Origin of the sequence: Sulfurovum indicum, assembly GCF_014931715.1 — a bacterium.
GTDB lineage: Bacteria > Campylobacterota > Campylobacteria > Campylobacterales > Sulfurovaceae > Sulfurovum > Sulfurovum indicum.
The window spans coordinates 236720-263135 of record NZ_CP063164.1; the positions used below are offsets into that span (position 1 = coordinate 236720).

At 42.5% G+C, this 26416-nt stretch carries 27 protein-coding genes and 1 tRNA gene; 15 read left to right on the forward strand and 13 right to left on the reverse strand.

Annotation, left to right across the window (positions count from 1 at the left end):
• The first annotated feature begins 45 nt into the window (after positions 1-45).
• The 3 genes from gap to IMZ28_RS01270 all read left to right on the forward strand — a co-directional run bounded on the left by gap (position 46) and on the right by IMZ28_RS01270 (position 3011).
• Positions 46-1041: a type I glyceraldehyde-3-phosphate dehydrogenase gene (gene gap / locus IMZ28_RS01260; RefSeq protein WP_197548838.1), complete on the forward strand. Its 996-nt coding sequence runs from the start codon at positions 46-48 to the stop codon at positions 1039-1041.
• Positions 1042-1054: 13 nt separating this feature from the next.
• A complete protein-coding gene (locus tag IMZ28_RS01265; RefSeq protein ID WP_197548839.1) occupies positions 1055-2251 on the forward strand; it encodes a phosphoglycerate kinase in 1197 nt (398 codons plus the stop codon).
• Positions 2252-2321: 70 nt separating this feature from the next.
• Complete coding sequence (locus IMZ28_RS01270; RefSeq protein WP_197548840.1) at positions 2322-3011, forward strand: triose-phosphate isomerase; 690 nt, start codon at positions 2322-2324, stop codon at positions 3009-3011.
• Between the two features lie 46 nt (positions 3012-3057).
• On the opposite strand, the gene nusA is transcribed toward IMZ28_RS01270, so the two are convergent.
• Positions 3058-4191, reverse strand: a complete 1134-nt coding sequence (nusA, locus tag IMZ28_RS01275; protein WP_197548841.1) for a transcription termination factor NusA — start codon at positions 4189-4191, stop codon at positions 3058-3060.
• A 184-nt stretch (positions 4192-4375) separates the two neighbouring features.
• On the opposite strand from nusA, the gene IMZ28_RS01280 reads away from it, so the two are divergent.
• The 4 genes from IMZ28_RS01280 to IMZ28_RS01295 all read left to right on the forward strand — a co-directional run bounded on the left by IMZ28_RS01280 (position 4376) and on the right by IMZ28_RS01295 (position 7499).
• Positions 4376-4615: an HP0268 family nuclease gene (locus IMZ28_RS01280; RefSeq protein ID WP_197548842.1), complete on the forward strand. Its 240-nt coding sequence runs from the start codon at positions 4376-4378 to the stop codon at positions 4613-4615.
• A gap of 95 nt (positions 4616-4710) precedes the next feature.
• The gene (gene miaB, locus IMZ28_RS01285) at positions 4711-6015 is read left to right on the forward strand and encodes a tRNA (N6-isopentenyl adenosine(37)-C2)-methylthiotransferase MiaB (RefSeq protein WP_197548843.1); all 1305 of its coding nucleotides are present in this window, start codon (positions 4711-4713) and stop codon (positions 6013-6015) included.
• Positions 6016-6021: 6 nt separating this feature from the next.
• The gene (locus IMZ28_RS01290; protein ID WP_197548844.1) at positions 6022-6642 is read left to right on the forward strand and encodes a lysophospholipid acyltransferase family protein; all 621 of its coding nucleotides are present in this window, start codon (positions 6022-6024) and stop codon (positions 6640-6642) included.
• A complete protein-coding gene (locus IMZ28_RS01295) occupies positions 6642-7499 on the forward strand; it encodes a tyrosine-type recombinase/integrase (RefSeq protein WP_197548845.1) in 858 nt (285 codons plus the stop codon). The genes IMZ28_RS01290 and IMZ28_RS01295 overlap by 1 nt, the downstream gene beginning before the upstream one ends.
• Positions 7500-7503: 4 nt before the next feature.
• Here the strand turns inward: IMZ28_RS01295 and tilS are convergent, their stop codons facing one another.
• The 9 genes from tilS to mraY all read right to left on the reverse strand — a co-directional run bounded on the left by tilS (position 7504) and on the right by mraY (position 16761).
• The gene (gene tilS / locus IMZ28_RS01300; RefSeq protein WP_197548846.1) at positions 7504-8514 is read right to left on the reverse strand and encodes a tRNA lysidine(34) synthetase TilS; all 1011 of its coding nucleotides are present in this window, start codon (positions 8512-8514) and stop codon (positions 7504-7506) included.
• Positions 8511-8867: a four helix bundle protein gene (locus tag IMZ28_RS01305; protein WP_197548847.1), complete on the reverse strand. Its 357-nt coding sequence runs from the start codon at positions 8865-8867 to the stop codon at positions 8511-8513. The genes tilS and IMZ28_RS01305 overlap by 4 nt, the downstream gene beginning before the upstream one ends.
• A gap of 2 nt (positions 8868-8869) precedes the next feature.
• Positions 8870-10198: a 30S ribosomal protein S12 methylthiotransferase RimO gene (gene rimO, locus IMZ28_RS01310; protein WP_197548848.1), complete on the reverse strand. Its 1329-nt coding sequence runs from the start codon at positions 10196-10198 to the stop codon at positions 8870-8872.
• A 305-nt stretch (positions 10199-10503) separates the two neighbouring features.
• Positions 10504-11823 carry a hypothetical protein gene (locus tag IMZ28_RS01315; RefSeq protein ID WP_197548849.1) on the reverse strand — a complete coding sequence of 440 codons (1320 nt, stop codon included), beginning with the start codon at positions 11821-11823 and terminating at the stop codon, positions 10504-10506.
• 274 nt (positions 11824-12097) lie between these two features.
• A complete protein-coding gene (locus tag IMZ28_RS01320) occupies positions 12098-13339 on the reverse strand; it encodes a hypothetical protein (protein WP_197548850.1) in 1242 nt (413 codons plus the stop codon).
• 245 nt (positions 13340-13584) lie between these two features.
• Positions 13585-13660 (reverse strand) — tRNA-Phe (locus IMZ28_RS01325).
• A gap of 244 nt (positions 13661-13904) precedes the next feature.
• On the reverse strand, positions 13905-15164 hold the full coding sequence (murD, locus tag IMZ28_RS01330) for a UDP-N-acetylmuramoyl-L-alanine--D-glutamate ligase (protein ID WP_197548851.1): 1260 nt from the start codon (positions 15162-15164) through the stop codon (positions 13905-13907).
• An 87-nt stretch (positions 15165-15251) separates the two neighbouring features.
• Complete coding sequence (locus IMZ28_RS01335; RefSeq protein ID WP_197548852.1) at positions 15252-15608, reverse strand: four helix bundle protein; 357 nt, start codon at positions 15606-15608, stop codon at positions 15252-15254.
• A gap of 94 nt (positions 15609-15702) precedes the next feature.
• Positions 15703-16761 (reverse strand): phospho-N-acetylmuramoyl-pentapeptide-transferase, encoded by a 1059-nt coding sequence (gene mraY / locus IMZ28_RS01340; protein WP_197548853.1) that lies wholly within the window; start codon positions 16759-16761, stop codon positions 15703-15705.
• Between the two features lie 77 nt (positions 16762-16838).
• Between mraY and gpmI the strand changes: the two genes are divergently transcribed.
• From gpmI to IMZ28_RS01380, 8 genes are all read left to right on the forward strand, one after another.
• Positions 16839-18320 carry a 2,3-bisphosphoglycerate-independent phosphoglycerate mutase gene (gene gpmI, locus IMZ28_RS01345; protein WP_197548854.1) on the forward strand — a complete coding sequence of 494 codons (1482 nt, stop codon included), beginning with the start codon at positions 16839-16841 and terminating at the stop codon, positions 18318-18320.
• A gap of 95 nt (positions 18321-18415) precedes the next feature.
• Positions 18416-18754, forward strand: coding sequence for a TerB family tellurite resistance protein (locus tag IMZ28_RS01350; protein WP_197548855.1), 339 nt, complete (start codon positions 18416-18418; stop codon positions 18752-18754).
• Positions 18755-18984: 230 nt separating this feature from the next.
• Positions 18985-19728, forward strand: a complete 744-nt coding sequence (fabG, locus tag IMZ28_RS01355; protein ID WP_197548856.1) for a 3-oxoacyl-ACP reductase FabG — start codon at positions 18985-18987, stop codon at positions 19726-19728.
• Between the two features lie 133 nt (positions 19729-19861).
• Complete coding sequence (locus IMZ28_RS01360) at positions 19862-20524, forward strand: response regulator transcription factor (RefSeq protein ID WP_197548857.1); 663 nt, start codon at positions 19862-19864, stop codon at positions 20522-20524.
• Positions 20525-20527: 3 nt separating this feature from the next.
• The gene (locus IMZ28_RS01365) at positions 20528-21370 is read left to right on the forward strand and encodes a sensor histidine kinase (protein ID WP_197548858.1); all 843 of its coding nucleotides are present in this window, start codon (positions 20528-20530) and stop codon (positions 21368-21370) included.
• A 212-nt stretch (positions 21371-21582) separates the two neighbouring features.
• Positions 21583-22503 carry a lipid kinase YegS gene (gene yegS / locus IMZ28_RS01370; RefSeq protein WP_232087492.1) on the forward strand — a complete coding sequence of 307 codons (921 nt, stop codon included), beginning with the start codon at positions 21583-21585 and terminating at the stop codon, positions 22501-22503.
• An 82-nt stretch (positions 22504-22585) separates the two neighbouring features.
• Positions 22586-23038, forward strand: coding sequence for a TonB-system energizer ExbB (gene exbB / locus IMZ28_RS01375; RefSeq protein ID WP_197548859.1), 453 nt, complete (start codon positions 22586-22588; stop codon positions 23036-23038).
• Positions 23035-23409 (forward strand): ExbD/TolR family protein, encoded by a 375-nt coding sequence (locus IMZ28_RS01380; RefSeq protein ID WP_197548860.1) that lies wholly within the window; start codon positions 23035-23037, stop codon positions 23407-23409. Before exbB ends, IMZ28_RS01380 begins: the two co-directional genes overlap by 4 nt.
• A gap of 53 nt (positions 23410-23462) precedes the next feature.
• Here the strand turns inward: IMZ28_RS01380 and IMZ28_RS01385 are convergent, their stop codons facing one another.
• The 3 genes from IMZ28_RS01385 to IMZ28_RS01395 all read right to left on the reverse strand — a co-directional run bounded on the left by IMZ28_RS01385 (position 23463) and on the right by IMZ28_RS01395 (position 26408).
• Positions 23463-23753 (reverse strand): DUF1104 domain-containing protein, encoded by a 291-nt coding sequence (locus tag IMZ28_RS01385; RefSeq protein ID WP_197548861.1) that lies wholly within the window; start codon positions 23751-23753, stop codon positions 23463-23465.
• Positions 23754-24175: 422 nt separating this feature from the next.
• Complete coding sequence (locus IMZ28_RS01390; RefSeq protein WP_197548862.1) at positions 24176-25339, reverse strand: DUF2202 domain-containing protein; 1164 nt, start codon at positions 25337-25339, stop codon at positions 24176-24178.
• Between the two features lie 52 nt (positions 25340-25391).
• A complete protein-coding gene (locus tag IMZ28_RS01395; protein ID WP_197548863.1) occupies positions 25392-26408 on the reverse strand; it encodes a sensor histidine kinase in 1017 nt (338 codons plus the stop codon).
• Positions 26409-26416 lie beyond the last annotated feature (8 nt).

The window sequence follows — 26416 nt, forward strand, 5'->3', positions numbered from 1 at the left end:
TCGCATTTTAGCATATTACACCACAAGGCTTATTGAAGGATTTATATGGCGGTAAAAGTAGCGATAAACGGATTGGGTAGGATCGGAAGATGTGTGGCACGTATCATCGCAGACAGAGATGATATTGAACTGGTTGCGGTCAATGCCAGCGGTACACATGAAATGATCGAATATAATGTCAAGTATGACTCTGTACACGGTACGCGCAGTGATGTCGTGGTAAGTGACGGATATTTACAGATAGGAAAAGAGAAAGCAAAGATCCTTTCAGAAAGAGATCCCGCCAAACTGAACTTTGCAGACTTTGGTGCAGAGCTTGTACTGGAGTGTACAGGAGCATTCCTGACACAGGAGAGTGTAAAGCCTTATCTTGACAACGGCATTGGGAAAGTCGTCTTTTCTGCACCGGCAAAAGATGATACACCGACGTTTGTTATTGGTGCCAATGCTGAAACCTATGCAGGAGAGCCGGTTGTTTCCAATGCATCCTGTACAACTAACGGATTGGCACCTGTGGCAAAAGTACTTGATGATGCATTTGGTATTGAAGCGGGCTTGATGACAACGATCCACTCTTATACCTCTTCTCAACCAATTCTGGACAGTAAGCATAAAAAAGATCCTCGTAAGGGACGGTCAGGTGCGACCAACCTTGTTCCGACTACTACAGGTGCTGCAAAAGCTATTTCCAAGGTATTGCCAAATCTTGCAGGCAAACTCAACGGCCAGGCGATCCGTGTACCGACACCGGATGTCTCTATGGTCGATCTTACCGTCACACTGAAGCAGAGAGTAACGGTTGAAGTAGTGCAGACAGCCTTTAAAATGGCTGCGGAAGGATCACACAAGGGGATTCTGGGTGTTGATGAAGAGTACAGGGTTTCCCAGGATTTTGTCGGAGAGGAGCTCAGCACGGTCGTAGCACTTGATACGATTCAGGTGATCGGTGACAAGATGGTCAAGGTACTTTCATGGTATGACAATGAGTGGGGATACTCCTGCCGTTTGGTAGATATGGCACTTTTGGTAAGCAAAAAATAAAGGTTGAAGGTAGATGAGAACATTGAAAGATATCAATATTGACGGTAAAAGAGTATTTATAAGATGTGACTTCAACGTCCCCAAAGATGAGTTCGGCAATATCACTGATGACAGACGTATCCGTTCTGCACTGCAGACAATCCGCTACTGTATTGACAGAGACTGCAGGATCGTGCTTGCATCGCACTATGAGCGTCCCGAACCGGGGAAGTATGAAGAGAAATATTCACTCAAGCCAGTTGCCAAACGCCTGCATACGCTTTTGAAGATCAAAAATGAGATATTGATGGCCGAAGATGTGGTAGGTCCCGATGCCAAAGCAAAAGCAGCACAGCTTGAAGCAGGAGATATACTTCTGCTTGAAAATCTCCGTTTTGAAGCGGGCGAGACACAGAATGATGAAGCGTTTGCCAAAGAGCTGGCATCTTTTGCCGATATCTATGTGAATGATGCTTTTGGTGCCTGTCACAGAAAACATGCTTCTATTCATGCGATCGCAAAATTCTTTGACAGAGAGCACAAAGCAGCAGGTTTTCTGATGGGGAAAGAGGTTAACTTCTTTGGGAAGGTGCTTGAAAACCCCGTACGTCCGTTCGTAGCCGTTGTAGGAGGATCAAAAGTATCCGGAAAACTTCAGGCACTGACCAATCTTGTCAACAAGGTTGACAAAGTGATCATCGGCGGGGGAATGGCATTTACTTTTTTGAAAGCACAGGGATATGAAATCGGTAAATCCCTGGTAGAAGACGATCTGCTGGATGAAGCGAACAAAATTATGGAAAAGGCATATAAACTGGGAGTAAAGTTCTATCTGCCTGTCGATTTTGTGGTTGCACCTGAGTTTTCAGAGAATACGGCAGTGAAGTACCTTCCTTCCCAGGAGATCCCAAAAGAGTGGATGGGGCTTGATACCGGACCGGCATCCTCCAGACTCTTCAGGGAAGTGCTGAATGATGCACAGACGATTATCTGGAATGGACCGATGGGCGTCTATGAGATGGATAAGTTCTCAAAAGGAAGTATCATGATGTCACACCATATTGCAGAGACACATGCTACGACGATTGTAGGAGGCGGGGATACCGCAGATGTTGCTCAGCGTGCAGGTGATGTAGATGAAATGACCTTTGTAAGTACCGGTGGAGGTGCAAGCCTGAAGCTTATTGAGGGAGAAGAACTTCCTGGACTTACAGCACTTGAACTGGACTAGTCGAACATATAGAAATTGAAAAGTGAAAGCGGCAGGCTTTTCCTGTCATCTTTCTACAAAGGAAAACAAAATGATCTTTGCTGCAAATTTCAAGACAAACCATACCAGGGCATCAACAAGAACCTACTTGAAAGTATTGTCGGAAAAACTCTCTGCAAAAAGAACTGGGGATCGTGTCATGGTCTTTCCTCCTGCAACAGCACTGGACAGCTATAAGGGCAGTTTTACTATAGGTGCCCAAAATGCCTATCCTGCACAAAATGGTGCTTTTACGGGAGAGATAGGAGTGGAGCAGCTTGAAGAGTTCGGCATCAAGAGTATTCTGATCGGTCACAGTGAACGTCGTGAGTATATGAAAGAAGATCAGGAAACAGTTGCTGCGAAGTACAGCTTTTTTATGGAACAGGGCTTTGAGATCGTTTACTGTATCGGTGAACCTCTTGAAGTACGTGAAGCCGGAGAGAAAGCTGTTGCAGATTATCTGCTGGCTCAGTTTGAAGGAATTGATACGGCATATGAAAAGCTTATAGTCGCCTATGAGCCCGTATGGGCGATCGGTACTGGACGTTCTGCAACGGTTGAAGAGATCTCTTCTACTCACGCAGTGCTCAAACAACATGTAAAGAGGCCACTTCTTTACGGAGGATCCGTGAAGCCTGCCAATATTAGAGAGATCATCTCTATTGACGGTGTAGATGGTGTGTTGGTTGGTTCTGCATCACTTGATGTAGAGAGTTTTTCTGAAATGATCTTAAGTTAGGCAGGGAGTAATAAGCCCGACCTATTGTTTATTATGACTACTATGTTTACTTAAAGAGATCTTCCAGTGCAGAAGTATCGGTTGTTTTGTTTGTCTCTATAGTATCACCGTTGCTGTCTGTCTGTCTTTCTGTTACCCCTTCAACTTCATTCAGCTCTATGGTATAACCTGTCAGCATTGATGCAAGACGGATATTGATACCGCTTTTTCCGATGGCTTTGGCTTTCTGGTCACCGGTAATATTAATGATGGCTTTTTTCTCGTTCTGATCAACCTTGATACTTTGTGTGATCGCAGGAGAGAGTGCTCTGGTGATAAATATCTCAGGGATCGGAGAGTATTCGATACAGTCAATATTCTCTCCGTTTAGTTCTTCACTGACAGCATTTATCCGTACCCCTTTGACACCTACGGCTGCACCAATCGGGTCAACGTTCATCTGTTCTGTTTTCAGGGCTATTTTTGCTCTTTCTCCCGGGATCCTTGCTGCAGCAACAATCTCTACGATACCATCCGCGATCTCAGGTACTTCATTGGCCATTAATGCTTCAAGGAATTTTGGCGATGTGCGTGTCAGCTCCAGAAAAAGCCCAATCTGCGGGTCAACACTGACATAACGCAGCAGTGCTCTGATGGTATCACCGCGTTTGTATGTTTCACCCTTGATACGGTTTCGGCGTGTCAGTATACCTTTGAGCTCTCCTATTTCAACATGTGTATTGTCATCTGCATCGATACGGTTGACTGTTCCAAGCATGACCGTGCCTACTTTTTCTCTGTATTTTTCAAAGAGATCCTGCTCAATACGTCTTTGGACATGGTACTCAAGTTCCTTAAAAAGATTGGCTGAAGCGGTACGACCATGATCTTCAAGTATAAACTCCTCTTTGAGCTGATCTCCGATCTCAATGGAGTTGTCAAACTCTTTGGCTTCTGAAAGAGGAATGTAACTATCCGGCTCTTCTTCCAGTTTCTCATCATCATCGGCAACGACTGTGATTACTTTATTGATACTATAGGTTTTTGTATCATTGTCGATGATGGCTTCAAAGGTGCTGGTCTGGCTTGTCAGTTTTTTTGCTGTATTGATCAATGCCTCTTTAAAGGCCTCTACAGCACTCTCTTTGGAGATATTTTTTTCATGTGCGATCGCTTCAATAATATCTAATATTTTTTCCATAAAAATCCTTTACTATAACGCTTCAATATATCGCTACAAGAGGTAACATAACAGTGTTAAGAACGTCTGGGAGGCGTGTTTTTTGAAGTAAGGAATTATAGCTAATCAAACCTTTACTGAAAATAAAGTATAATAAAACCAATACGTATGCCTGTATAGATAAAAAGAATTAAAGGAAATATAGATGAAATTGAAACTGGCTAGAACCACCCTGAAAGCAAAACCAAAAACCATAGAGTTGAAAAAACTCGAAGAGGAACTAGCAAACAGATCTATATTTTACTTTGACAAGGACAATTCACACAAAGAGTTGAAAGAGCTTATCGAATATTTCGAAGAGAAGGGATATTCTGTATATATGAGAGAAGTGAAATATGGCCTGGACGATAATGAATATATCTATGAGGTACATATTATCGCCTAAAGAAGAGCGCGTAGTGTGTAGCTACGGTCGTCTCAAATCTCTACCCAAATCCGCTTCCTTCTACCCACTACAATAATATAATGAGCAGATAACATATGAGTAAAAAACTATTTATTGAAACGCTTGGATGTGCGATGAATGTACGTGATACTGAGCACATGATCGCAGAACTGAACCAAAAAGAGCCTTACGAGCTTACTGAGGAGCTTTCCCAGGCAGACCTGATCATCATCAATACCTGTTCGGTACGAGAAAAACCGGTGGCAAAACTTTTTTCCGAGATTGGTCTTTTCAACAAACATAAAAAAGAAGGGGCTAAGATCGGTGTGGCAGGGTGTACGGCGAGTCACCTTGGAGAAGAGATCATCAAGCGTGCACCCTCCGTTGATTTTGTACTGGGGGCACGAAATGTCTCCAAGATCACACAGGTGGTCGACAAAAAACATGCCGTTGAGGTCAGTACGGACTACGATGAGAGTACCTACGCTTTTGGAGAGTACAGGACAAACCCCTTCAAGGCAATGGTGAACATCTCCATCGGCTGTGACAAATCATGTACCTTCTGTATCGTTCCGCATACCCGTGGCGATGAGATCTCCATCCCCAGTGACCTGCTGGTACAGGAGATTACCAAAGCAGTTGACAGCGGAGCCAAAGAGGTGATGCTTTTGGGACAGAACGTCAATAATTACGGCAGACGTTTTGGCAGCAGTGATGAGAAGATAGATTTTACCGGTCTGCTGCAGAAGATCTCAAAGATAGAAGGGCTGGAACGTATCCGCTTCACATCACCTCACCCTCTGCATATGGATGATGCTTTTTTGGAAGAATTTGCTTCAAACCCCAAGATCTGCAAACAGATACATGTACCGCTCCAAAGCGGTTCAACTGCTCTGCTGAAGGCCATGAAGCGCGGTTATAGCAAAGAGTGGTTCCTCAATCGTTGTGAAAAGATACGGACACTTTGCCCGGAAGCAACCATTTCTACAGATATCATTGTAGGGTTCCCGGGTGAGAGTGAATCCGATTTTGAAGATACGATGGATGTTCTTGAGAAGGTACGGTTTGAGCAGATGTTCTCTTTCAAGTACTCTCCGAGACCCTACACAGAAGCTGCAGAGTTTGAGAACCAGATAGATGACGCCATAGCCGGTGAACGCCTGAGTCGCCTTCAGAAACGTCATACACAGATACTCGATGAGATCATGGATGCACAGCTTGGTGTGGTACATAAAGTCTATTTTGATGAGCTCAAACCAGGTAACCGTGCAGCCGGACGCAGTGATGACGGGAAACTTGTTTTTGTAGAAGGCAGTGAGGAGCTGCTTGGAAAGATCGTTGATGTGCAGATCACCAAGACATCACGCGGTGCCCTTGACGGGGTAGTGATAACGGAATAGACAGAAATGAGAGATCTCTTCAGGCAGGCAGGTATCATTGTGATCCCTGTGCTTGTCTATGTTATCATGCGGTTACTATGGGTGACCTGCCGCAAGCGCTTCCACAATCTTTCCGAGATAGATGAATCACAGCATGTCTGTGTCTGTTGGCATGGTGAACTGTTAATGAGTCCACAGGCATATAGAAAGATCCACCCTGAGCACAAAGCTTCCGCTATTATCTCCTCGCATTTTGATGGATCCCTGATTGCAGGTACTCTGCGTTTTTTAAAGATAAGACCTCTCCGCGGATCGACCAAAAAAGGTGCCAGACAGGTACTTTTGCAGGCGTTTAAAAGTATTAAAGCGGGTGAAGAGGTGCTGATTACCCCAGACGGTCCAAGAGGTCCCAGACACTCTATGAGTGACGGAGCCATTGGGATCGCACTCAAAAGCAGGCTGCCTATTTTTGTGATGAATTACCAGCCATCATCCTACTGGCAGCTTGGCAGCTGGGACAGGTTTGTCATTCCCAAACCTTTCTGCCGCATTGACTTCTACATACAGAGTCTCTCTCTGGAAGGGATGGAGATAGAAGAGGCAAAAGAGTATCTGAAAGAGAAGATGCTGGAACACACGGTAATTTAATGAGCAATAAGCAACTGAGAGAGTATATTGAGGAATTTCTCGATTACCTTTTGAGTGTGCGCGGCTATTCCGAAGCGACGGTAGAGACTTATGAGATAGCGTTGCGGCAGATGGAGGAGGTGAGTCACTTTTATGAAGAGGATGGTGTATGGGTGCTCGATATTACACCTTTTCGTTTCAAGATCGTCAAGAACAGTAAAAAGACTATTGTTAAAAAGCTCTCTGCTGTACGTTCACTGGTCAAATACCTGGAAGATCAGTGTGATTTTGCAGTCAGGGTGATCTCCGATGAGTCCATAAAGGTACCTCAGTCTCTTCCCAAGCCAATAGAAGAGAGGCATATAGATGAGGTCTTAAGGAAGGCAACGATCGAAGAGAAAGTGCTTGTAGCGATGCTTTACGGTCTTGGTCTGCGTATTTCGGAGTTGAGCAGACTGAAACTGGATGATATTAAAGAGGGATGGGTCATGGTTCACGGAAAAGGGAACAAAGTACGTCAACTCCCTCTGCTGGATTCACTGCAGAAACTTCTACAGGTTTATTTGGCAAATACCCAGCCTGAAACGTATCTTTTTGAAAAAGGAAATGCTCCGCTCAATAGCGCACAGCTGCGCTACAGACTGACAAAACTCTTTAGGGAGCATGGGCTTCAAGCTACACCGCACCAGCTTCGGCACTCTTTTGCCACCCATTTGCTCAACCATGGAGCACGTATTGCTGATGTAAGTGAACTGCTGGGGCATGAAACGATGGCAACAACACAAGTCTATACCAAACTTGGTTCTGCAAGGAAGATGCAGGAGTATATGAAGGCGCACCCTTTGGCTGATGCCAGGCATCAGCCAGATGAGGAGTGAGGAGTCAGGATCGGTATGTATTGCTTTGCAATGCGTTGATCTCCTGGAGGTCTATCTCTTTTGTGAAGAGATAGGGGCGTATTTTTGATGGGATCTTTGCAACACGGCACACCTCTTTAAATTTCTTTGGCATCTCAGTTGTAATATAGGGGGCAATATAGAGCAGGTCATCCTTGAGTTCTACTGCCCATGCTCCACCAATGACAAGGCTTTGTTTATTCTCTATCTCCTGACGTTGTGATGCAGAGAGGAGATATCCCAGTGTTTTAAGGGTCATGTCGGCTGCTTTGCTTTTGGCATTTGCTCTGTAGAGTTTAATGATCCTTAGTTTTTCATAGCTGTAGATGAGACTATATCCGCTCTCAAGCACTTTTTTGTCTCTTCTGAGGTATGCAAAACTGCGTTTGATCCCCTCTTTGTATTTTGACAGCAGAGGATCGGAGAACTGTTTTCTAAATCTGTTTCTCTCATATTTTTCATCGCTGTTGCTTGTGTCTGTGAAGTAGGGATGACCATGCTCTTTCAGGTAAGCAAGTAACTCTTCCTTACTGTATTCGAGCAGAGGACGTACCACTGTATAGTTCTCTCTTTTGCTTAGAGGTTCAAGTCCAAGTAGCTCAGAAGTGCCGGCACCTTTTGTAAGGCGCATCAGCAGCCACTCCAGCTGATCATTGAGTTGATGGGCGGTAAGCAGATTGTCATAACCGTGTGCTTTGATAAGTCTCTCAAAAAAATCATAGCGGAATATTCTGGCATTTGCTTCAAAGTGTGAGCTAAAATGTGGTGCCATTGCTGTATGACACTTCAGGTTGTACTGTTGTGCCAAGGCTTTGGCATGTGCTACTTCTTTTTTACTCTCTTCTCTTACACCATAATCAACAATAGCAATATCAAATTTGATGTTGTTTTCTATGAGTAGAAAAAAAAGAGCGGAAGAGTCTACTCCTGCAGAAAAAGCGAGAAGATTTCTTTTTTCAAGTAGGAAGTAGGAAGTAGGAAGTAGAAGTGATTTCATTTTAGATTTTCTTTTATCTTTTTCGTACTAGAGATAAGAAGTTTGAGCAGTTCATCAATTTCAGGTTGAATACTTTGGAGCATTTTATCATTTAGATATCCAGACTCTTTCAATAGTAAGAGCCAATATTCGGTTTCGTTAGCTTCTTTTAGAGCAATAGTGAGCTTATGTAAAAAGTCAGCTTTAGATTGGGCATATTGTGCTTCACGTATCAACGCTCCGATGGATGTGCCGCTACGAATAATCTGTTTCGATAAAATATATTCTTTATGCTCTGTTTGTAAGTATTGAGAGAGCTTGATGATTCGCAATGCAAAGGCAAAGCTTTTTTCTCGTAACAGATCCTTTTTCATTCCTACTTTCTACTTTCTACTTCCTCATTAATAAGTGTTGCGAGAAGTTGTTCCCCCACCAGTTCTGTCACTTTTGCCTCATATATCTTTCCATATTCTACACTTATGTCGTTTGTATCGTTGATGAGGATCTCTCCATCGATGTCAATGGCCCACTGCAGCGGTCTTGCCGAGAGAAGGAATTCATGTTCATCACTCTCTCCGTCAATAACAAGTTCAACAGTTTTGCCTACCATTTTTTCAAGAGATCTGACTGTACATGCCTGGGCGATCTCACCTAGAATCGCGGTTCTCTCTTCAATGAGCTCTTTAGGCAGCTGCTCCATTTCATAGGCAGCAGTGCTCTCTTCATTGGAGTAGGCAAAGACATTGAATCGGTCAAATCCGAAATCTTCCATGAAAGAGCAGAGCTTTTCAAAACTTTCACTGTTCTCCCCCGGATGCCCGGCAATGACTGAAGTGCGCAGGAAGGCGTTTGGTTTGCTTTTCATGTATTCGAGCAGTTCAATGGTCTTCTCTTCCCCAAAACCTCGTTTCATTGTTTTAAGCACACGGTCATCGATATGCTGAACAGGCATATCGTAGTAGGTCTGGAAGATTGCTGAGTCGGCGATGGTATCGATGAGTGCAAAAGTAGTAGTACTGGGATAGAGGTAAAGAATGCGTGCACTCTTGACACCTTCTATCTTTTCTACTGCTTTGATGAGGTCTCTAAGCCCATCCTTGAGCCCCATGTCGCGTCCGTAGCTTGAGGAGTCCTGGGAGATGAAAGAGAAGTCGTAAAAACCCTGTGCAGCAAGGCTGCTTACCTCTTTGACGATCGATTCGAGTGAGCGTGAGTGGAGTTTACCTTTAAAGCTTGGAATGGCACAGAAAGAACAGGTTTGGTTGCATCCCTCGGCGATCTTGATATAGGCATGGTAGTTTGAACCGGTAATGACCCTTCCGCTTGACTCTGTAGCCAGATAGACTTCCGGAGAGAAAGAGCTCTGTTTCTGGGCAATGAGCTGGTCTATCTTTTCATAGTCTCCTACCCCGGTAAAGATATCGATCTCCGGGAGCTCCTGCATGAGCTCTTCTTTGTAGCGCTCACTGAGACAGCCACTCATGACAAGAATAGAGTCTTTTTTTCGTTCATCATGCAGATTGAGGAGTGTATTGATACTCTCTTCTTTGGCTGCATCGATGAAGCCGCAGGTATTGACGATGATGACATCAGCAGCAGTATTGTCATCGGTGATCTCATACTCTTTGAGACGACCAAGCATCACTTCGCTGTCGACAAGGTTTTTGGTACAGCCGAGGCTGACGAGGTGTAGTTTTTTGGACATGTTGTATTCTTTTTTTTGTGGATTATAGCATATTTTGTAGTTTTGATGAAAATGTATCATATTAATGTTACGCTACATCAATCTCTACGGAATAAAGTTTCAAGTATGTAGGGGCAGGATCCCTGTGTTCCCATAGGAGATGCCCGTAGGATGCATGACAAGGTATGGGGATATGGATAACGTATATGTAAAAATTGTTTTGAGTATGGTATGAATGGTATGAAAACTGGAAAGAGTAAAAAAAGAAAGGTTAGAGCCAGACCGAAGTCTGACTCCTAAGAGGTTGTAACTTTAAGAAGTGATTCTTAGAAGTTGTATCTTGCCCAGAAACGAAGAACATTTTGGTCATACTCATCTATTGGTGCCCAGTAAGCACTATCTACATCCAAAGTTCGATAAATGTATCCGGCAAATACAGTTGTAGTGTCATTAAATACTTTAGTTTTGTAAGTAAGATCTAATTCTTGATATGTTCCCTCATCATCGCCGGCAAATCTATTACTTCCTAAATAATAGTTTACAGAGTTAGTTGCTAATCCATAATCACTGTAGTTATAGGCTAAACCAAGTTTACCACCTAATGCTTTTACACCAACTCTTGCAACAAAAGTATCAGAATCTATTTTAATGAAGTCTTGGTTGAGTATCATTTGTGTGTAAAGAGGTGTTTTTACACCACCGGTATTAAATACACCAACTGCGCTGTTATTTACGTTTGAATATGCTAAAGAAAGATCAAACATACCTACTTTTCCACCGATTTTAGCACCAAATGCACCTGTATCTTCAGCTCCGTTTGTATCTAACCATACTGCACCACCTTGAAGTGATACATAGAAAGAATCTGCATTGTATTTAGCATCACCCCAAAGAATGTTGGTGTCACCAGAAGCTACTCCAAGAGTATTTGAAACAAGATCAGGTGCATAATACCAAGAACCTGTCAAAGTCAAGTTGCTAAAAGACTTGTTTTGGGCAGTTAGCATATGAATACCGTCATTATCATTGAAGTCATTGAAATCAGTTACATTTCCTACACTCGAATTACCGCCATATACCCATGCATATACCAAAGTTGTATTTTCGATGTCAGTATTCACTGCAAGTACAGCATCGAATGTATTTTTAAATACGTTCCAACCTTCAGAGAAAGCAAACGGAGAGAGTGCTTTTGGAAGTTCCTGACGACCTGCTTTGAAGCTAGTGTTGTCAACACTGTATGTTAAATACATTTGAGAGATCCAGCCTCCATCTGTCATATCATCAATATCTCCACTGCCAGTACCTTGCATAACACCAGAAACCACGGAGTTTTCAAGATTAAGGGTAGAAAGACCGCTTACTTCCACACCGACACCGACACCGGCAAAAAGATCTTTATTTACTGCTCTTAGTTGAATACCGGCATCTGCTACAGAACCTTCTTGGCTAAACAGATCAGTCTCAGCGTAAACATCACTTGCTGTAGAATCGACTGTTTGGTAATAAAGTACCGCCTGTCCGCTAAAGTCCCAACCGGATGTTTCTGCTATCGGTGCTTCTACTTCTGGCTCTACTGGAGCGATATCTCCACCTGCCATGATCATTGTTGACGCTATTACTGAAAGTAATAATGTTTTCTTCATTGTAATCCCCCTGTTTTTTTAATATAGATGATTATAGCAAGTATGATAAGATAATGTCAATAAAGTTAATAAAAAGTTAATAAACTTACAAAAACTACGCAAATTAAAGAAGGGTTGCTTTTAAAAAACAATACTCTTCTTAAGAGTTTTCTAAAGAAGTTGTTGATAAATTGAAGTAAAAATAATATAACAAATGTGGAAAGAGTAAAAAAAGAAAGGTTAGAGCCAGACCGAAGTCTGACTCCTAAGAGGTTGTAACTTTAAGAAGTGATTCTTAGAAGTTGTATCTACCCCAGAGACGAATATTATTTTGACTTTCAGCCCATGCATCAGCATCTTGGTAGATGTATCCAGCAAAGAGTGTTGTAGAGTCGTTAAATACTTTTGTTTTATAGACAAGGTCAAGTTCTTGGTAATCATTGTTAGCAGCTGAGTTGTCAGATGTAGTATCATATGCCAGGGCAATTTTACCGCCAAGTGCTTTTACTGCAGCTCTTGCAACGAAAGTATCATTGTCTGATGCGATAAAACCTTGGTTAAGGATCATTTGAGTATAGAGAGGTGTTTTAACACCACCAACGTTAAAGACACCAGTATCGCCATCATCTACATTAGAGTAAGACAAAGAAAGATCGAACATATCGATTTTTCCACCGATCTTAGCACCAAATGCTCTTGTATCATTAAGGAATGCATCACTCATTACTGAACCACCCTGAAGTGCAACATTTAGACCGGCAAGACCAAATTTAGCATCACCCCAAAGAATGTTGATATCATCAGTTACAGCCATATCTGAACCAAAATACCATGAACCAGTTAAAGTTACACCTTCAAAAGATTTGTTTTGGACAGTTAGCATGTGAACACCGTCATCATCGTTGAGAGCATTAAAATCAGTTAGGTTACTGCCGAGCGCACCTAGACCATTGCTGTTTCCACCATATACCCATGCATATACCAAAGTTGTATCTTTGATATCAGTATTTACAACAAGAAGAGCATCGAATGTATTTTTAAATACATTCCACCCTTCAGAGAAAGCAAACGGAGAGAGTGATTTTGGAAGTTCCTGACGACCTGCTTTGAAGCTAGTGTTGTCAATAGCGTATGTTAAGTACATTTGAGAGATCCAACCACCATCGGTCATATCATCAAGATCACCATTACCGACACCTTGCATTACGTCAGATACTATACTGTTCTCAAGATTCAGTGTAGAAAGGCCAGTTACTTCTACACCAGCACCGATACCTGCAACAACATCTTTGTTTACCGCTCTAAGTTGAAGACCAAAGTCAGCTCTTGAACCATCTTGATCAAAAAGATCTGCATCTACTGCTCCTGATGGAGCTGTAGCATAATCACCTGTTTGATAATAAACTACCGCTTGTCCGCTAAAGTCCCAGCCAGATACTGCGGCAGGTGCCTCTACTACTGGCTCAACTGGAGCGATATCTCCACCTGCCATGATCATTGTTGACGCTACTACTGAGAGTAAAAGTGTCTTTTTCATTGTAATCTCCTTGTTTTTTTGAATACAGGGTATTGTAACACATTGTATTTACCAATGTCAAGTTAATTAACAAAAAATTAACCAGTGGTTTATTTTTCATTTAAAGTACACTGCAGTAGGGTTATAAAAGGGAAGAAGGTAAGAAACAAATTAAGAATCAGGCAGTTTTTTTACAGATATTTTTAAGTTTATTATGGAATAAAACTGTTTTTGTGTTCAGTTTTTAAGAAAAAGAACATGTAAGATGGTGGCGCTGGACGGAATCGAACCGCCGACACAAGGATTTTCAATCCTTTGCTCTACCGACTGAGCTACAGAGCCACTGTTGTCTTGAAGTGGGTGAAATTATAGCTATGTAACCTTAAAGATTATTGAGAAATCGAGGGAGATTTTGTTTTTTCTTAAACTTTTTTGCTTTGAATAGAATTTTGATGAAAATTATGATAGTTGAATAGTTTACTTAGGTCTTCAGCTTAGAGCGCTGAACAAGGATCTATTTTTAATGCAGAGTATATTTTTATTTGTGCAGGGGCCGTGCCTATAGTCTGCCCTTTGGGCGGGTAGACTACAGGCTCTTTACAAGCTTTACAAATCTCTCTCCCCGGTGTTTGTATGATGTAAACTGGTCAAAACTGGCTGCTGCCGGGGAGAGGAGGGCAATGCTCTTTTGGGTATGTATTGTATCGATCAATTTGACAGCATGTTCAAGGGTAACTGCCTCTTTCAGATCGATATTGAATTTTTTTGAAAGCTTTTTCACCTTTTGGCTGTTTGCTCCGATGCTATATAATGTAAGGTCTATATGTGCCAAAAGGCTGAAAAGCGGTGTAAGGTCTACCCCTTTGTCATCTCCTCCGAGAATAAGGTGAATATGGTTGTCACTGTAAGTCTTTACTGCCTGTATGGTTGCATCAAGGTTGGTTGCTTTGGAGTCATTGACCCAGAGTCTACCCTTTCTGTCTGTGAGCTCTTCCTGTCTGTGGGCATCCCGTTGAAAAGTGTTGAGCAGATCGTAGTCTGTTTCGTCAAAAAGTACCTTGGTAATGGAAAGAGAGAGCAGGGCATCTTGTAAAAAGGCCCCTTTGTAGTTGAGGTTGGCTGCATTCAGACCAAAGTAGTCACAGAGAAAGTTGTTGCTGTCATACTCGACCACATAGGCATCAGTCCTGGGAAGGTTCATCCCTTTGGGGATCAGTGCCAGCTCTCCCTCTTTCATATTCAGCAGCGGTTTGAGCTTATCGGCTTCATAGGCTTGAGGGGTACTGTGCCAGTCCAGATGGTCAGGGGTGACAGGCAGAAGCAGATAGATGTCCGGTGAGGCGATTTTGGTATGATGCAGGGTAAAAGAGCTTGTCTCCAACACCCAGACAGGTGCTTTTTCATCAAGCTCTGCCAGTGGTGTACCGATGTTCCCACCGCTTACGGCACCGCGTTTTTTCAAAAGGTGGGTAAGCATCTGGGTCGTGGTGGTTTTGCCGTTGGTACCTGATATCCAAATCGTAAAAGGCGTTTTCCTTTTAAATGAGGAAGTAGGAAGTAGGAAGTAGGAATTGTGGTTTGCGTTATTTTCACCGCCTAAAAAGTAGTCATATTCACTTAGTAGATGTTTTGCTTTTTGAATAAGCGGGTGTTTTGGGGGCAAGCTGGGTGTAGTGACTTCCAATCGACTTTCATCGGGGTTGAACAGAGATGAAGGCTTGATGATATTGTTGTATTCATCAGTATAAGTTTCTTTACAGTTGTCGTCGAAAAAGGTACAGCCCCCACCCAGTTTTTTTGCTATGGCTTTGGTGGTAAGACCGTAGCCGAAAAGGGTTGGCTTCATGAAAAATTCCTTTGGAATTTTTCAAGTGAAGAGTGAAGAGTGAAGAGTGAAGAGTGTTGGTATGTTTTGCAGAGCAAAACTTCTGCTTTATTTTTCATGATTGTTCTCTTTAGCTGTTTTAATACTGGATGCTAACATTCTAATAAGATTTTCTATATCATCCAATAGGCTTATTGCCAATTTTTCCTGAAGATAACTACAATCTTTTAGAAGGCTTAACCAATATTTTGTCTCATTCGCTTCTTTTAATGCAATAGAAAGTTTATTGATGAAATCTGATTTTGATTGGGCATATTTTCCTTCAGCAATCAAAGCTCCAATGGCGGTACCTGAACGTAAAACTTGTTTACTTAGGATAAACTCTTTTTTTTCTTGTTGTAAATATTCACTACACTTCACAATACGAATGGAAAAAGCATAACTTTTCTCTTCTAAAATACTCATTTACTTCTCATCCAATAAAGGCTTTTTGTAAGAAAAGCTTACCATAACTCTTCACTCTTAGTTCTTAGTTCTTCACTTCAAAGCTTTGCTTTGATCATCTGAATTTAAACGAGATCAACGCAAGTATATTGGCAATAAACGAAATCATCCAGAAACGTACGATGATCTTGTTCTCAGCCCAGCCCTTGAGTTCAAAGTGGTGATGGATCGGAGCCATACGGAAAATACGTTTTTGGCGCAGCTTGAAGCTCCCTACCTGCAAGATAACAGAGACAGTTTCGATCACAAAGATCAGACCGATAAGTATGAGCAGTACTTCACTTTTCCCCAGTATGGCAAGATAGGCAAGGAGACCTCCGATAGCAAGGCTTCCGGTATCTCCCATAAAGACTTCGGCAGGGTAGGAGTTGTACCATAGAAACCCCATGAGCCCACCGCCCAGTGAGGCAGCAAGTATCATTACCTCTCCTACCCCTTTAATATTCGGAATAAGCAGATAGCTGCTGAAAATAGCATGGCCTGTCACATAAACGATGATGCCAAGGCTAAAGAGTGCAATGATGGAAGGAACTGTTGCCAGACCATCCAGTCCGTCGGTCAGATTAACAGCATTGGTTGCTGCCAAAAAGACTAAAACCCAGAATATGACTGCACCATAACCCATATCAAAGAGAGGTTTTTTGTAAAAAGGGATGTAAAACTCGGTAGAGAAACCGCTATATATGATCAGTGTTGTTACCAGTATGGCAATGATTGCAAGCAAGCCCATTTTCATGCGTGGTGTCAACCCTTCGAGATTGTCCCCCGAGAGCACTTTCCCAAGATCATCTTTCAGCCCTACCAGTCCAAAACCAAGCAGTGTGATAATCCCTCCCCAGACATAAGGGTTGCTTAAGTCCATGGTGGCAAACACGGCGATCAGGGTAGCCAGAAGAAATATAGCACCGCCCATTGTCGGTGTATGGCGTTTCCCTTCATGGGAAGGAATATATTTACTGATAGGCTGATTGGCTTTTTTGCTGATCGCCCAGGCAAGATATTTGGGCATGATAAAAAGCGTCATGACAAATGCGATAAGAAAAGCAAAGCCGGCACGTACTGAGATATAGCTAAAAAGATTGATGTCGAAAAGCTGGGAAAGGGTATAAAGCATAGATAACTTTCAAAATAGGGATTTAGGTTTACAAAAGCTTATTTTACTATGATTTCAATAAAAAAAGAGATGAGAGCATGGATATTCAAAAGACGATATTGATTATTACCGACGGGATCGGGTATAAGCCCCATAGTGCCTGCAATGCTTTTGCAGATGCTGTAAAGCCGACCTATGATGCACTTGAGAATGTACCCCGGGCATTGATTTCCACTTACGGGCTCAGTGTGGGTCTTCCGGAAGGACAGATGGGGAATTCGGAAGTAGGGCATATGACGATCGGATCGGGTCGTATTTTGTACCAGGATCTTGTGAAGATATCTTTGGCGCTGAAAGAGGGCGGTATTGAAGAGAACAGAGTACTTAAAGAGACGATGGGAAAGAGTGACCGTGTCCATCTTATCGGACTTTTAAGCGATGGCGGGGTGCATTCGCATATCGAGCATACGATCGGATTTGCCAAGTTGGCAAAGCGCAGAGGCAAAAAGGTCTTTTTGCATCTCATTACCGATGGACGTGATGTAAGTCCGACGTCGGCCAAAACCTATATTGAACAGATCGAAGCGATCTGTGACAACGATATTCGTATCGCAACGATCGGCGGCCGTTTCTATACAATGGACAGGGACAACCGTTGGGAGAGAGTGGAGAAAGGGTATAGAGCGATTGCTGAAGCGACCCCGAAGACGGAACTTTCTCCCAAGGCGTATATTGATGCAAGCTATGCGAAAAATGAGACTGATGAGTTTATTGAGCCTGTGGCATTTGCAGGCTATGAAGGGATGCAGGAGGGTGATACAGTTATCGTAACCAACTTCCGTTCCGACAGGGTACGGGAGATCACGACTGCCCTTGGCGACCCTGGCTTCAGCGCTTTTGAGCGTACATTCATTCCTCTGCATATTGCAACGATGACACAGTATGATGCTGCTTTTCCCTACCCGGTACTCTTTCCAAAAGAGGCACCGAAGAATACACTTGCGGAAGTGATCGCGAATGCGGGTCTGCGTCAGCTGCATACGGCAGAAACGGAAAAATATGCACATGTAACATTTTTCCTGAATGGAGGTATCGAAGAGCCGATGATCGGAGAGAGCCGTGTACTCATTCCCAGTCCGGATGTCAAGACCTATGATATGAAACCGGAGATGTCTGCACCACAGGTGGGCGAGGCGGTACGTAAAGCGATGGATGAAGCCTATGATTTCATCGTGGTGAATTTTGCCAATGGCGATATGGTTGGACATACAGGAAACTATGAAGCGGCCAAAGAAGCGGTACAGGCGGTAGATACAGAGCTTGGGAAGATCATTGCCAAGGCGGCAGAGGACGGCTATGCGATAGTGTTGACCTCTGATCACGGGAACTGTGAAGAGATGTGTGACGGAGAGGGGCATGTGTTGACCAACCATACGGTAGGCGATGTCTGGTGTTATGTATTGGCTGAGGGTATAACCAGAGTGAAAGAGGGGGGTGGACTCAACAATGTCGCACCAACTGTTCTGAAACTGATGGGGCTTGAGATCCCTGAAGAGATGGATGAGCCTCTAATAGTATAATCGTTGTGCAGAACAATAATATTTTGGTACAATGATGGCAATAGTTCATTTTATATATCACTGTGCTTAGTACGGTGATTGCAGAAGGTATCGAAATGGAAAAGAAGATCAAAGAGTCAGTGGGGACCCTGCTGGCACATATTATCAAGATAGACAAACGGGATCTGGAGAAAGAAGCACCGCTCTTTTGTGATATCATGGGACAGAATTTCGACTGTAATCCGGAAGAGGCAAAAACATTTCTTCATGATATTATGGAGAAAGATTATGACCTGGACAAACATGTTGAGATCATCAATCAGGCCTTGGCCGATGACAAACTCTCAAAGTATCATCTTTTGGAACAGCTTAACCACATTATCTACTCTGACAAGATCAGTGAAGAGGATTACAGGATCTTTGAAAACATCAAAGAGCGGCTGTTCCCCTCATAAGTATCAAAACAGATGGGATATTGCAGAAAAAAGAGATAAAGCAGGGGGAGTGATGGGAGTGTAAACAGAAGCTCTTCTGAAAACACAGCCCCTTTATATACCGTGTGCAATCTGTTATGACAAAGTCGTGGTTCAATCGGATGATAATGCTTCAGGGTACTGTGAAGGATAATATAGCGGTAAATGATCGGATCTTTTAAAGGTACACTAAATTAAAACAAAGGATATGAATGAAATTTTCCGGAAGTAATGTATTGGTAACAGGTGCAAGCCGCGGGATCGGTGCACAGATCGCAAAAACACTGGCACAGATGGGACTGAAAGTATGGGTGAACTACAGAAGCGGTGAGGCAGAGGCAAAGGCTGTCAAAGCAGACATTGAAGCATCCGGAGGAAAAGCAGAAGTGATTGGTTTTGATGTGAGCGATGAGGCGGCGTTTGTAGATGCGATCAAGCGTATTGTAGAGGCAGACGGTGAACTCTCCTATTTGGTTAACAATGCAGGGATCACCAATGACAAACTTGCTATGCGTATGAAAACGGAAGATTTTATGTCTGTGATTGAAGCGAATCTGAAATCAACCTTTATTGGCTGCCGTGAAGCTGTCAAAGTAATGGGGAAAAAACGTTTTGGATCGGTTGTTAACATTGCATCGATTGTTGGAGAAACAGGTAATGCAGGTCAGACGAACTACGCAGCAAGCAAAGGCGGAACAATTGCAATGACAAAGAGTTTTGCCATTGAAGCGGCACCGAGAAACATCCGTTACAATACGATTACTCCGGGATTCATTGCAACAGAGATGACTGATGTACTTAAAGATGAGGTAAAAGATGCCTTTACCGCAAAGATTCCTATGGGTCGTTTTGGTGAACCTAAAGAGGTAGCTGAGGCTGTAGCGTTTCTGCTTTCCGATCACGCTTCTTATATTACGGGCGAGACGTTGAAAGTGAATGGTGGGATGTATATGTAGTTTTGCATTTGCAAAATTGCAAATTAGGAGTGAGGAATGAGGAGTGAAGTGTTGAGGTATGCATTGCTGTGCAATGCTTGTATTGTCGATTACTCATTACTCATTAGTCATTCTTCTTTTGTCGGAGACAACCATGGCAACTAAAATTCTTCTGCTTGAAGATGACAGGCTCTTTAACGAAACGCTTCAGGACTTTCTGGAAGAAGAAGGATTTGTACTCAATGTGGCACTTGATCCTTACACGGCATTGGAGCTAAGCTATGCGAATAAGTATGATATCTATCTCTTTGATGTTAACCTTCCCTATGAGAGCGGTTTTGATCTACTGAAAAAACTGCGTCAAAGCGGTGATCTTACACCAACAATATTTTTAACTTCACGTGAAGACCGTGATTCTCTGGCAGAGGGATTTGAGACGGGCGCTGATGACTATATGAGAAAGCCTATCGATCTGGATGAACTGTTGTTCCGTATACAGGCGATACTGCGTAGGCAGGTACGCCAGGAGCGTATGGTGTTTGGCGAGTACAGTCTTGATATGGTTGCCAAGACACTTTATCACAACGGCGAAGCACTGGAAGTAACAAAAAAAGCGGTCGAGCTTCTTGTATTGCTGGTTGAATCAGGCGGGGAAGTGGTCAGAAGTGAGATGATTAAGAACCGTTTATGGGCAGCGGGGCAGAGTGCAAGTGACGGATCGTTAAGGGTCTATGTTACGCAACTTAAGAAGTATTTCCCCGATGCTATTGTCAATGTACGCGGTGTAGGTTACAAATGGCAGTTTGAAGGTCATTGAACTATGAAAAAGCAGACGTGGCTGGCAGCCTTCGGTTATGTATTCAGTGTACTGATACTGCTTAGTTTTCTTTACTGGCTTTTGAAGAATGAAGGATTTGATGAAACAACTTTTCTTATTGGAAGCGGATTTGTACTTCTTTTGAGTGTTGGCTGGGGGTACATCATCGCCTCTCATCTGTTGATACCCCAAAAAAAGACACAGGAACATCTGCTGCACTTGACCAAAGATATTATTCATGAACTGAATCTGCCTCTTGCGACTATCCAGGCCAATACTGCAATGCTTGCAAAAAATCGTACAGATGAGAAGTCTCTAAAACGGCTGAAGCGTATTGAAGACGCTTCCTTGAGACTGAAAAGGCTTTACGGAGAGCTGGTCTATACGATCCGAAAAGAGATGCATGAAATAGAAAGGGAGCGGTTTGATCTCAAAGCACTGGTAGAGGAGCGTGTGGAAATTTTCAGAGAGCAGAACCGCAACCCTGTTGTGATTGGGGTGGAGCGGTGTCAACTGTTGACAGACAAGATCGGTTTTGAGCAGATGTTTGACAATCTTGTCAGTAATGCCATGAAATATTCTGATAAAGAGTCTCCGGTAAAGATCATTTTAAAAGAGCATGTGCTTCAGATCATCGATGAGGGGATCGGCATGGATGAAGCACAGTTGGTCAAAGTCTATGAACGCTATTATCAGGGTGACCGTCAAAAAGAGGGTGACGGGATCGGGCTGGCCCTGGTAAAAGCCTATTGTGATCAGGAAGATATAGGAATAAAGATCGAATCGAGAAGAGGCAGAGGAACGAAGGTCACTCTTGATTTGGGAAGAGTCTTATCTCAAGCGTAAAGGATTTATCCGGCGTTTAAGTACTTAGTTACTGTAACATAAACCCGATAGCGCAAGTATTTGATGAACTTCGAGTGATTCTAATGCATATTTCGGGATAAATTGTCAGCAGAACAGATTATTGCAAATATTATGTTTTCCATAATCGATCTTCTCATTCTCTTCGGAAGTATGGAATGTGTTAAGTCTGTTTGGGCTATACTCAAATAAAAATGGGTTACAGTATGATACGGATCATTTTAAACGGGAAAAAGGTGGCTGATGAGGATGTTCGTTATGCAGTTTCTGTTTTACGTGAAGAGGGTATCGATATAGAGGTAAGGGTTACCTGGGAACACGGCGATGCGCAGCGCATGGTTGCAGAGGCGAGTGATGAAGGCATTACACGTATTATTGCTGCAGGTGGAGACGGTACTTTGAATGAAGTTGTCAACGGGTTGGCACTGCTTCCAAAGGAGAAGCGTCCCCAGTTGGCAATATTGCCTTTGGGAACAGCCAATGATTTTGCGACAGCCTGCCGGATACCATTTTCCCCATTGGAAGCATTGCGGCTGGCAGTTGAAGGAGAGGCTTACCCTGTAGATATTGTAAAAGCAAATGATCGGTATTTCATTAATGTTGCTTCAAGCGGTTTTGGCGCACAGATCGTTGCGGATACACCAGCTTCCCTAAAGAACTTTCTTGGAGGTGGTGCCTATACGCTTTCAGCAGTGATCATGACCCTCAACTACAGTAGTCATGAAGGACGACTGATCGCAGATGATATTGATATTGAGGGAAAGAGTATTGCGGGAGTAATCTGTAATGGAAGACAGGCAGGAGGAGGGCAGATGCTGGCACCTTTTGCCTATATTGATGACGGAATGCTCGATATTGTAGTATTTATGGAGTTTCCCATTACCGACCTGGGACAGGTGATTGCGGAGATGTTTGACTATGAGCACTCAGGTACCTATATAAAGCGTTTTCAAAAAAGATGGGTGGAGTCCATTCCTCAACAGAAACGCTCAGTCAATCTTGACGGAGAACCTTATGAGGCGGACAGAATAAGGTTTGAAGTGTTGCATAAAGAGATCGACCTGATTCTTCCAAAAGGGTGTCCGGTGCTTAAAAATTCTGGATCGGGGAGTTGAACGGAGCCTATAGACAGAAGTTCTCTATAATCTAATTTCCAATATAATCCTATAGATATTATACTAAATCAAAAGAGGTCAGATGCCAGTAGAACAGATAAAGAATATTGTTGATTACGGGATCATAGGATTTCTCCTTTTTTTGAGTTTTATTACATTTGCATTCGCTATAGAGCGTGTACTTTTCTACCGCAGTGTCAAACTTGAGAACTATGAGCATGAGAAGGAGTTGGAACTGGATCTTGGAAAACATCTTTCTACTATTGCTTCTATTGGGGTGAATGCACCCTATATTGGACTTTTGGGAACGGTACTTGCGATCATTTTGACGTTTTATATTATTGGAGAACAACAAGAGAGTATTGACCCGGGAGAGATCATGAAGCATTTGGCTTTGGCACTTAAAGCGACTGCCGCAGGTTTGATCGTAGCGATCCCTGCAACAGCGATTTATAATGCATTGCTGACAAAAGTTGACAGAATTCTCTCAGAGTGGGAGATATACCGGGACAAACAGGGAAAACGCAACATATGAGACGAGAGCGTTTTGACAAGATGAACGTTGTACCGTTCATCGATATTGTACTGGTTCTGCTGGTCATTGTCTTGGCAACAGCAAGTTTTGTCACCAATAAAACCATCAAGATCGATCTCCCTTCGGCCAGTACAAAGAAAGAGGAAGATAAAAAGAGCATTGTTATTGCGATCAATAAGGAAGGAAAGTACTTTTACAACAAAGAAGAACTCCCTTTTGATATGATACAGGCAAGGCTGAATGCACTTGACCCCAAAAGTGATACAGTCTCTCTGCATACAGACAAGTTAACACCGTTTGACTACTTTGTTCAAGTGATCGATGTGATGAAAGCTAAAGGATTTGAGAACATCTCTATTGTTACCAAGTAGCAGGTATGTCTTGAAAAATTGTTAGAGGGTATGGTAATAATGAAGATGGCGGGTTACCTTCTACCCCCACCTCTATAGATGATACCGCTGCCGGATCCGTCTCTGAGTCTCTGCATTGTCCCTTGACCTTTATCTGCGTTTTTTCTTCGTGCAGCTGCATATGCCTGGCGCTCTTCAGGGCTCATGGCTTTAAGTCTGTTCTGCATCTCTGCTCGGAATGCATCTCTTTCTTCTGTAGCTACTGTACCTCTCATCGCATTAAGTTGTTCCATAGTCATTTGTGAAAAGTCTGTTGCCGCTAATCCGACCGTTAGCATACTTATTGTTAGAATGAGTTTTTTCATTGTCTCTCCTTTGAATTGTTTTACAGAAGTCACACTTTCTGAAGAGTGAAATAGGGGATACGTATTAATGATCACCAATCTCTTACAGGCTCATCAGAGCATGAGTAAGATATTTGGCATCTCCAATGCATAATCCGGGTTAAATTGTAAAACAATATTGTTACCAGGGTGTTACTAAACAGTGTAGAAGTTGTATAAAAGTTTTAAGTCATTTATACTTAAAACTCTTACTGAAGTATCAGGAGTGGTTCATCATTGCCGTATAAAGACTATGACCACTATAGTACTGAGAGATGAACAGAAAGTGAAGTTTTTGTAAGAAGCAAATGGTGCTCTAATATCTAAGGGAGTAGTGGTTTGAGGGGCCCATCCCGGTGCTGTTGCAAGGATGGGAAATGTAATTTCTGAAAGTCTATTACAGGCTACTGGGGTATATGACTGTTTTGTGGGTATTCCGGGTGACAGTAGTTTATGCCATCGATCGTACCTAAAGCACAGCATCCTTCCGTAATACCAAGATTTTTAAGACCTGTATCAAAGGCCCAGTAGTGGTTGTAGCTTCCATCACGCAGATGACTGAATACAGCAACAAGATCAGAAGCATTTACTTCCTCTGCAATGGCTATTTCCTCATTGAGATCATTGATATCAGTAACCTCTACCATACATCCTACTTCAAGTGCATCCTGCTGTGACTGGCTTCCTATACTGTAGAGGGCATCGTAAAGATCCTGTACAGCCTGAATACCGAATTGGCCAGGTTCAAAGGCTCTCAGCTCTTCTTCTGAATAATGTTCCGAGTAGTCTATCAAATTAGTGATATTGAGATCATATCTTTGTACCAACTCTTCTACCAGTGCCTGATGTTTTGTTTCCGACCGGGTTGCAATATTTTCAAGTTGCTGGGTAGGATAGATGCTGTTGAGTGCAAGATAGAGATCTTTTGCCAGTTTCTCTTCATTCCACATAAAGGCGATCGTATATTTTTGTGCATCTGTCAGGTTGGATTCCGGATAGAGTGAAAGGTCAAAGCTATTGCCTGTACTCAGTATGACCTCCTGCAGGGTTTCTCTTAAATGCTCCTGTGCCTCTGTTTGCGTACGCAGCTGTATGGCAGCACGAAGAGCATAGAAGTCAAGGTCCGATGCAGTAAAGTTTGCATCTTCGACAAGAGCTCTTTTGGCCTCTTCGGAGATTTGAATACCATTGGTCAAGTTGGCATCTTCATCCAGTGACTGAAGGAGTTGTGCCATGGCAGTTACCTCTTCATTTTCGATCTGGTCTCTGGCCACACCTATGATATCCTGCGGAAAAACATATCCGTCTGCCGGCAATGCAGAAATATCTCCAAGAACCAAATAGCTCAGTCTAAATCGTACCTGATGCATATTTTGGCATGTAAATGCGCCGTCAGCACCGGTTGTTTTGTTGTAGTCACCGTCTGCAATACAGTCATAATCAACATTTTCTACAGCCGAGTCGACCAAATAACCTGTAGTTGAAGAAACTGTATCGCTGCTTCCTCCTCCACATCCTGCCAAAAGCAATACCGCCAGCGTTGATCCAATAAGATATTTCCTGATCATTCTTTTTCCTTCTTTTCTGTTAAGTTGTAAACAAAAGTATAAAAAATATTTGTTACTTCAATGTTACCTTCCCCAGATGCAGGTGTATGGTAACAGTACTGTCCGTTACTTTCAGTTCTTTTTCAATATCAAGCTCTGTACATAATTTCTCTACAATATGCAATCCGATACCCAGGCCTCTGTCACTCTCTTTATAAAAGCGTTTGAATATTCTTGAAGGGTTTTTGATGCCATAACTGCTGTTGGAGATAGAGATGGTATCTTTATCGGCTTGTATTTTTATGAAACCTTTGGAAATATTATATTTGCACGCATTGCTGAGAAGATTGTATATGATGCGTGCAAGCGCATTTTTATCACTTTTGATAATGGTGTCCTGTATGTTTACCTCCCAGTCAAGATAGTGATACATCGGAGCAAAAAAAGCAACCTGTTCATTGATGACTTCTTTAAGATGAAATTTTTCCTTTTCAAACGCCATCTCTTTAAGATAGGCATTAAGATTATAATGGAGCATGGAAATGGTCTTTGCACTGCTTGTAATACTTTCCACCTCTTCATTTTTGGCATCCATCATTTTAAGGTTGATAAGGATGGAGGTAAGAGGTGTGTTGAGGTCATGGATAATATCTTTGATGAAAACCTCTAAAAGCTGCAAAGAGTGACGCAAAGGGCTGAGTACATAGAAAGAGAACAGCAGTGAGATCAGGACAGCGATAAAAGAGAGGAAAAGAAATTGCCGAAGTATAGAGAGCTTAATGGTATATAAAAGTGCTTCATACTTTTTTTTGGGGTAAAAGACTTTGAGAAGGTCATTGTTGTCAGTAGGGAAAGGGATGAGGATAAAGAGTGAATCCGTATCAAAATAAAGCTCATAGAATTTACTTTTTTTATCTCTCTGAACGATATCAATATCAAAGCGGTCATCATCAAAAAAGAGACTGTAGTTCTTCATTTCCAAAAAAATATTCTCTCTTGTATGTTCTTCTTCTATTTTATAGTAATGATAGAAAATAAAGATCAGGAAGATCTCAATGACAAGAAAAAACAGGATAAAACTTTTAAGCAAAGACTCTT

Excerpts from the sequence above, each read along its gene's own strand:
- exbB (WP_197548859.1), top strand. The coding sequence starts at position 22,586 with ATGCCAGTAGAACAGATAAAGAATATTGTTGATTACGGGATCATAGGA.
- murD (WP_197548851.1), bottom strand. The coding sequence starts at position 15,164 with ATGAAGCCAACCCTTTTCGGCTACGGTCTTACCACCAAAGCCATAGCA.
- IMZ28_RS01295 (WP_197548845.1), top strand. The coding sequence starts at position 6,642 with ATGAGCAATAAGCAACTGAGAGAGTATATTGAGGAATTTCTCGATTAC.
- IMZ28_RS01380 (WP_197548860.1), top strand. The coding sequence starts at position 23,035 with ATGAGACGAGAGCGTTTTGACAAGATGAACGTTGTACCGTTCATCGAT.
- IMZ28_RS01385 (WP_197548861.1), bottom strand. The coding sequence starts at position 23,753 with ATGAAAAAACTCATTCTAACAATAAGTATGCTAACGGTCGGATTAGCG.
- IMZ28_RS01365 (WP_197548858.1), top strand. The coding sequence starts at position 20,528 with ATGAAAAAGCAGACGTGGCTGGCAGCCTTCGGTTATGTATTCAGTGTA.
- IMZ28_RS01350 (WP_197548855.1), top strand. The coding sequence starts at position 18,416 with ATGGAAAAGAAGATCAAAGAGTCAGTGGGGACCCTGCTGGCACATATT.
- gap (WP_197548838.1), top strand. The coding sequence starts at position 46 with ATGGCGGTAAAAGTAGCGATAAACGGATTGGGTAGGATCGGAAGATGT.
- IMZ28_RS01390 (WP_197548862.1), bottom strand. The coding sequence starts at position 25,339 with ATGATCAGGAAATATCTTATTGGATCAACGCTGGCGGTATTGCTTTTG.
- tilS (WP_197548846.1), bottom strand. The coding sequence starts at position 8,514 with ATGAAATCACTTCTACTTCCTACTTCCTACTTCCTACTTGAAAAAAGA.
- nusA (WP_197548841.1), bottom strand. The coding sequence starts at position 4,191 with ATGGAAAAAATATTAGATATTATTGAAGCGATCGCACATGAAAAAAAT.
- IMZ28_RS01290 (WP_197548844.1), top strand. The coding sequence starts at position 6,022 with ATGAGAGATCTCTTCAGGCAGGCAGGTATCATTGTGATCCCTGTGCTT.
- IMZ28_RS01335 (WP_197548852.1), bottom strand. The coding sequence starts at position 15,608 with ATGAGTATTTTAGAAGAGAAAAGTTATGCTTTTTCCATTCGTATTGTG.
- IMZ28_RS01280 (WP_197548842.1), top strand. The coding sequence starts at position 4,376 with ATGAAATTGAAACTGGCTAGAACCACCCTGAAAGCAAAACCAAAAACC.
- IMZ28_RS01305 (WP_197548847.1), bottom strand. The coding sequence starts at position 8,867 with ATGAAAAAGGATCTGTTACGAGAAAAAAGCTTTGCCTTTGCATTGCGA.
- IMZ28_RS01320 (WP_197548850.1), bottom strand. The coding sequence starts at position 13,339 with ATGAAAAAGACACTTTTACTCTCAGTAGTAGCGTCAACAATGATCATG.
- mraY (WP_197548853.1), bottom strand. The coding sequence starts at position 16,761 with ATGCTTTATACCCTTTCCCAGCTTTTCGACATCAATCTTTTTAGCTAT.
- IMZ28_RS01265 (WP_197548839.1), top strand. The coding sequence starts at position 1,055 with ATGAGAACATTGAAAGATATCAATATTGACGGTAAAAGAGTATTTATA.
- miaB (WP_197548843.1), top strand. The coding sequence starts at position 4,711 with ATGAGTAAAAAACTATTTATTGAAACGCTTGGATGTGCGATGAATGTA.
- fabG (WP_197548856.1), top strand. The coding sequence starts at position 18,985 with ATGAAATTTTCCGGAAGTAATGTATTGGTAACAGGTGCAAGCCGCGGG.
- IMZ28_RS01315 (WP_197548849.1), bottom strand. The coding sequence starts at position 11,823 with ATGAAGAAAACATTATTACTTTCAGTAATAGCGTCAACAATGATCATG.
- gpmI (WP_197548854.1), top strand. The coding sequence starts at position 16,839 with ATGGATATTCAAAAGACGATATTGATTATTACCGACGGGATCGGGTAT.
- yegS (WP_232087492.1), top strand. The coding sequence starts at position 21,583 with ATGGGTTACAGTATGATACGGATCATTTTAAACGGGAAAAAGGTGGCT.
- rimO (WP_197548848.1), bottom strand. The coding sequence starts at position 10,198 with ATGTCCAAAAAACTACACCTCGTCAGCCTCGGCTGTACCAAAAACCTT.
- IMZ28_RS01360 (WP_197548857.1), top strand. The coding sequence starts at position 19,862 with ATGGCAACTAAAATTCTTCTGCTTGAAGATGACAGGCTCTTTAACGAA.
- IMZ28_RS01270 (WP_197548840.1), top strand. The coding sequence starts at position 2,322 with ATGATCTTTGCTGCAAATTTCAAGACAAACCATACCAGGGCATCAACA.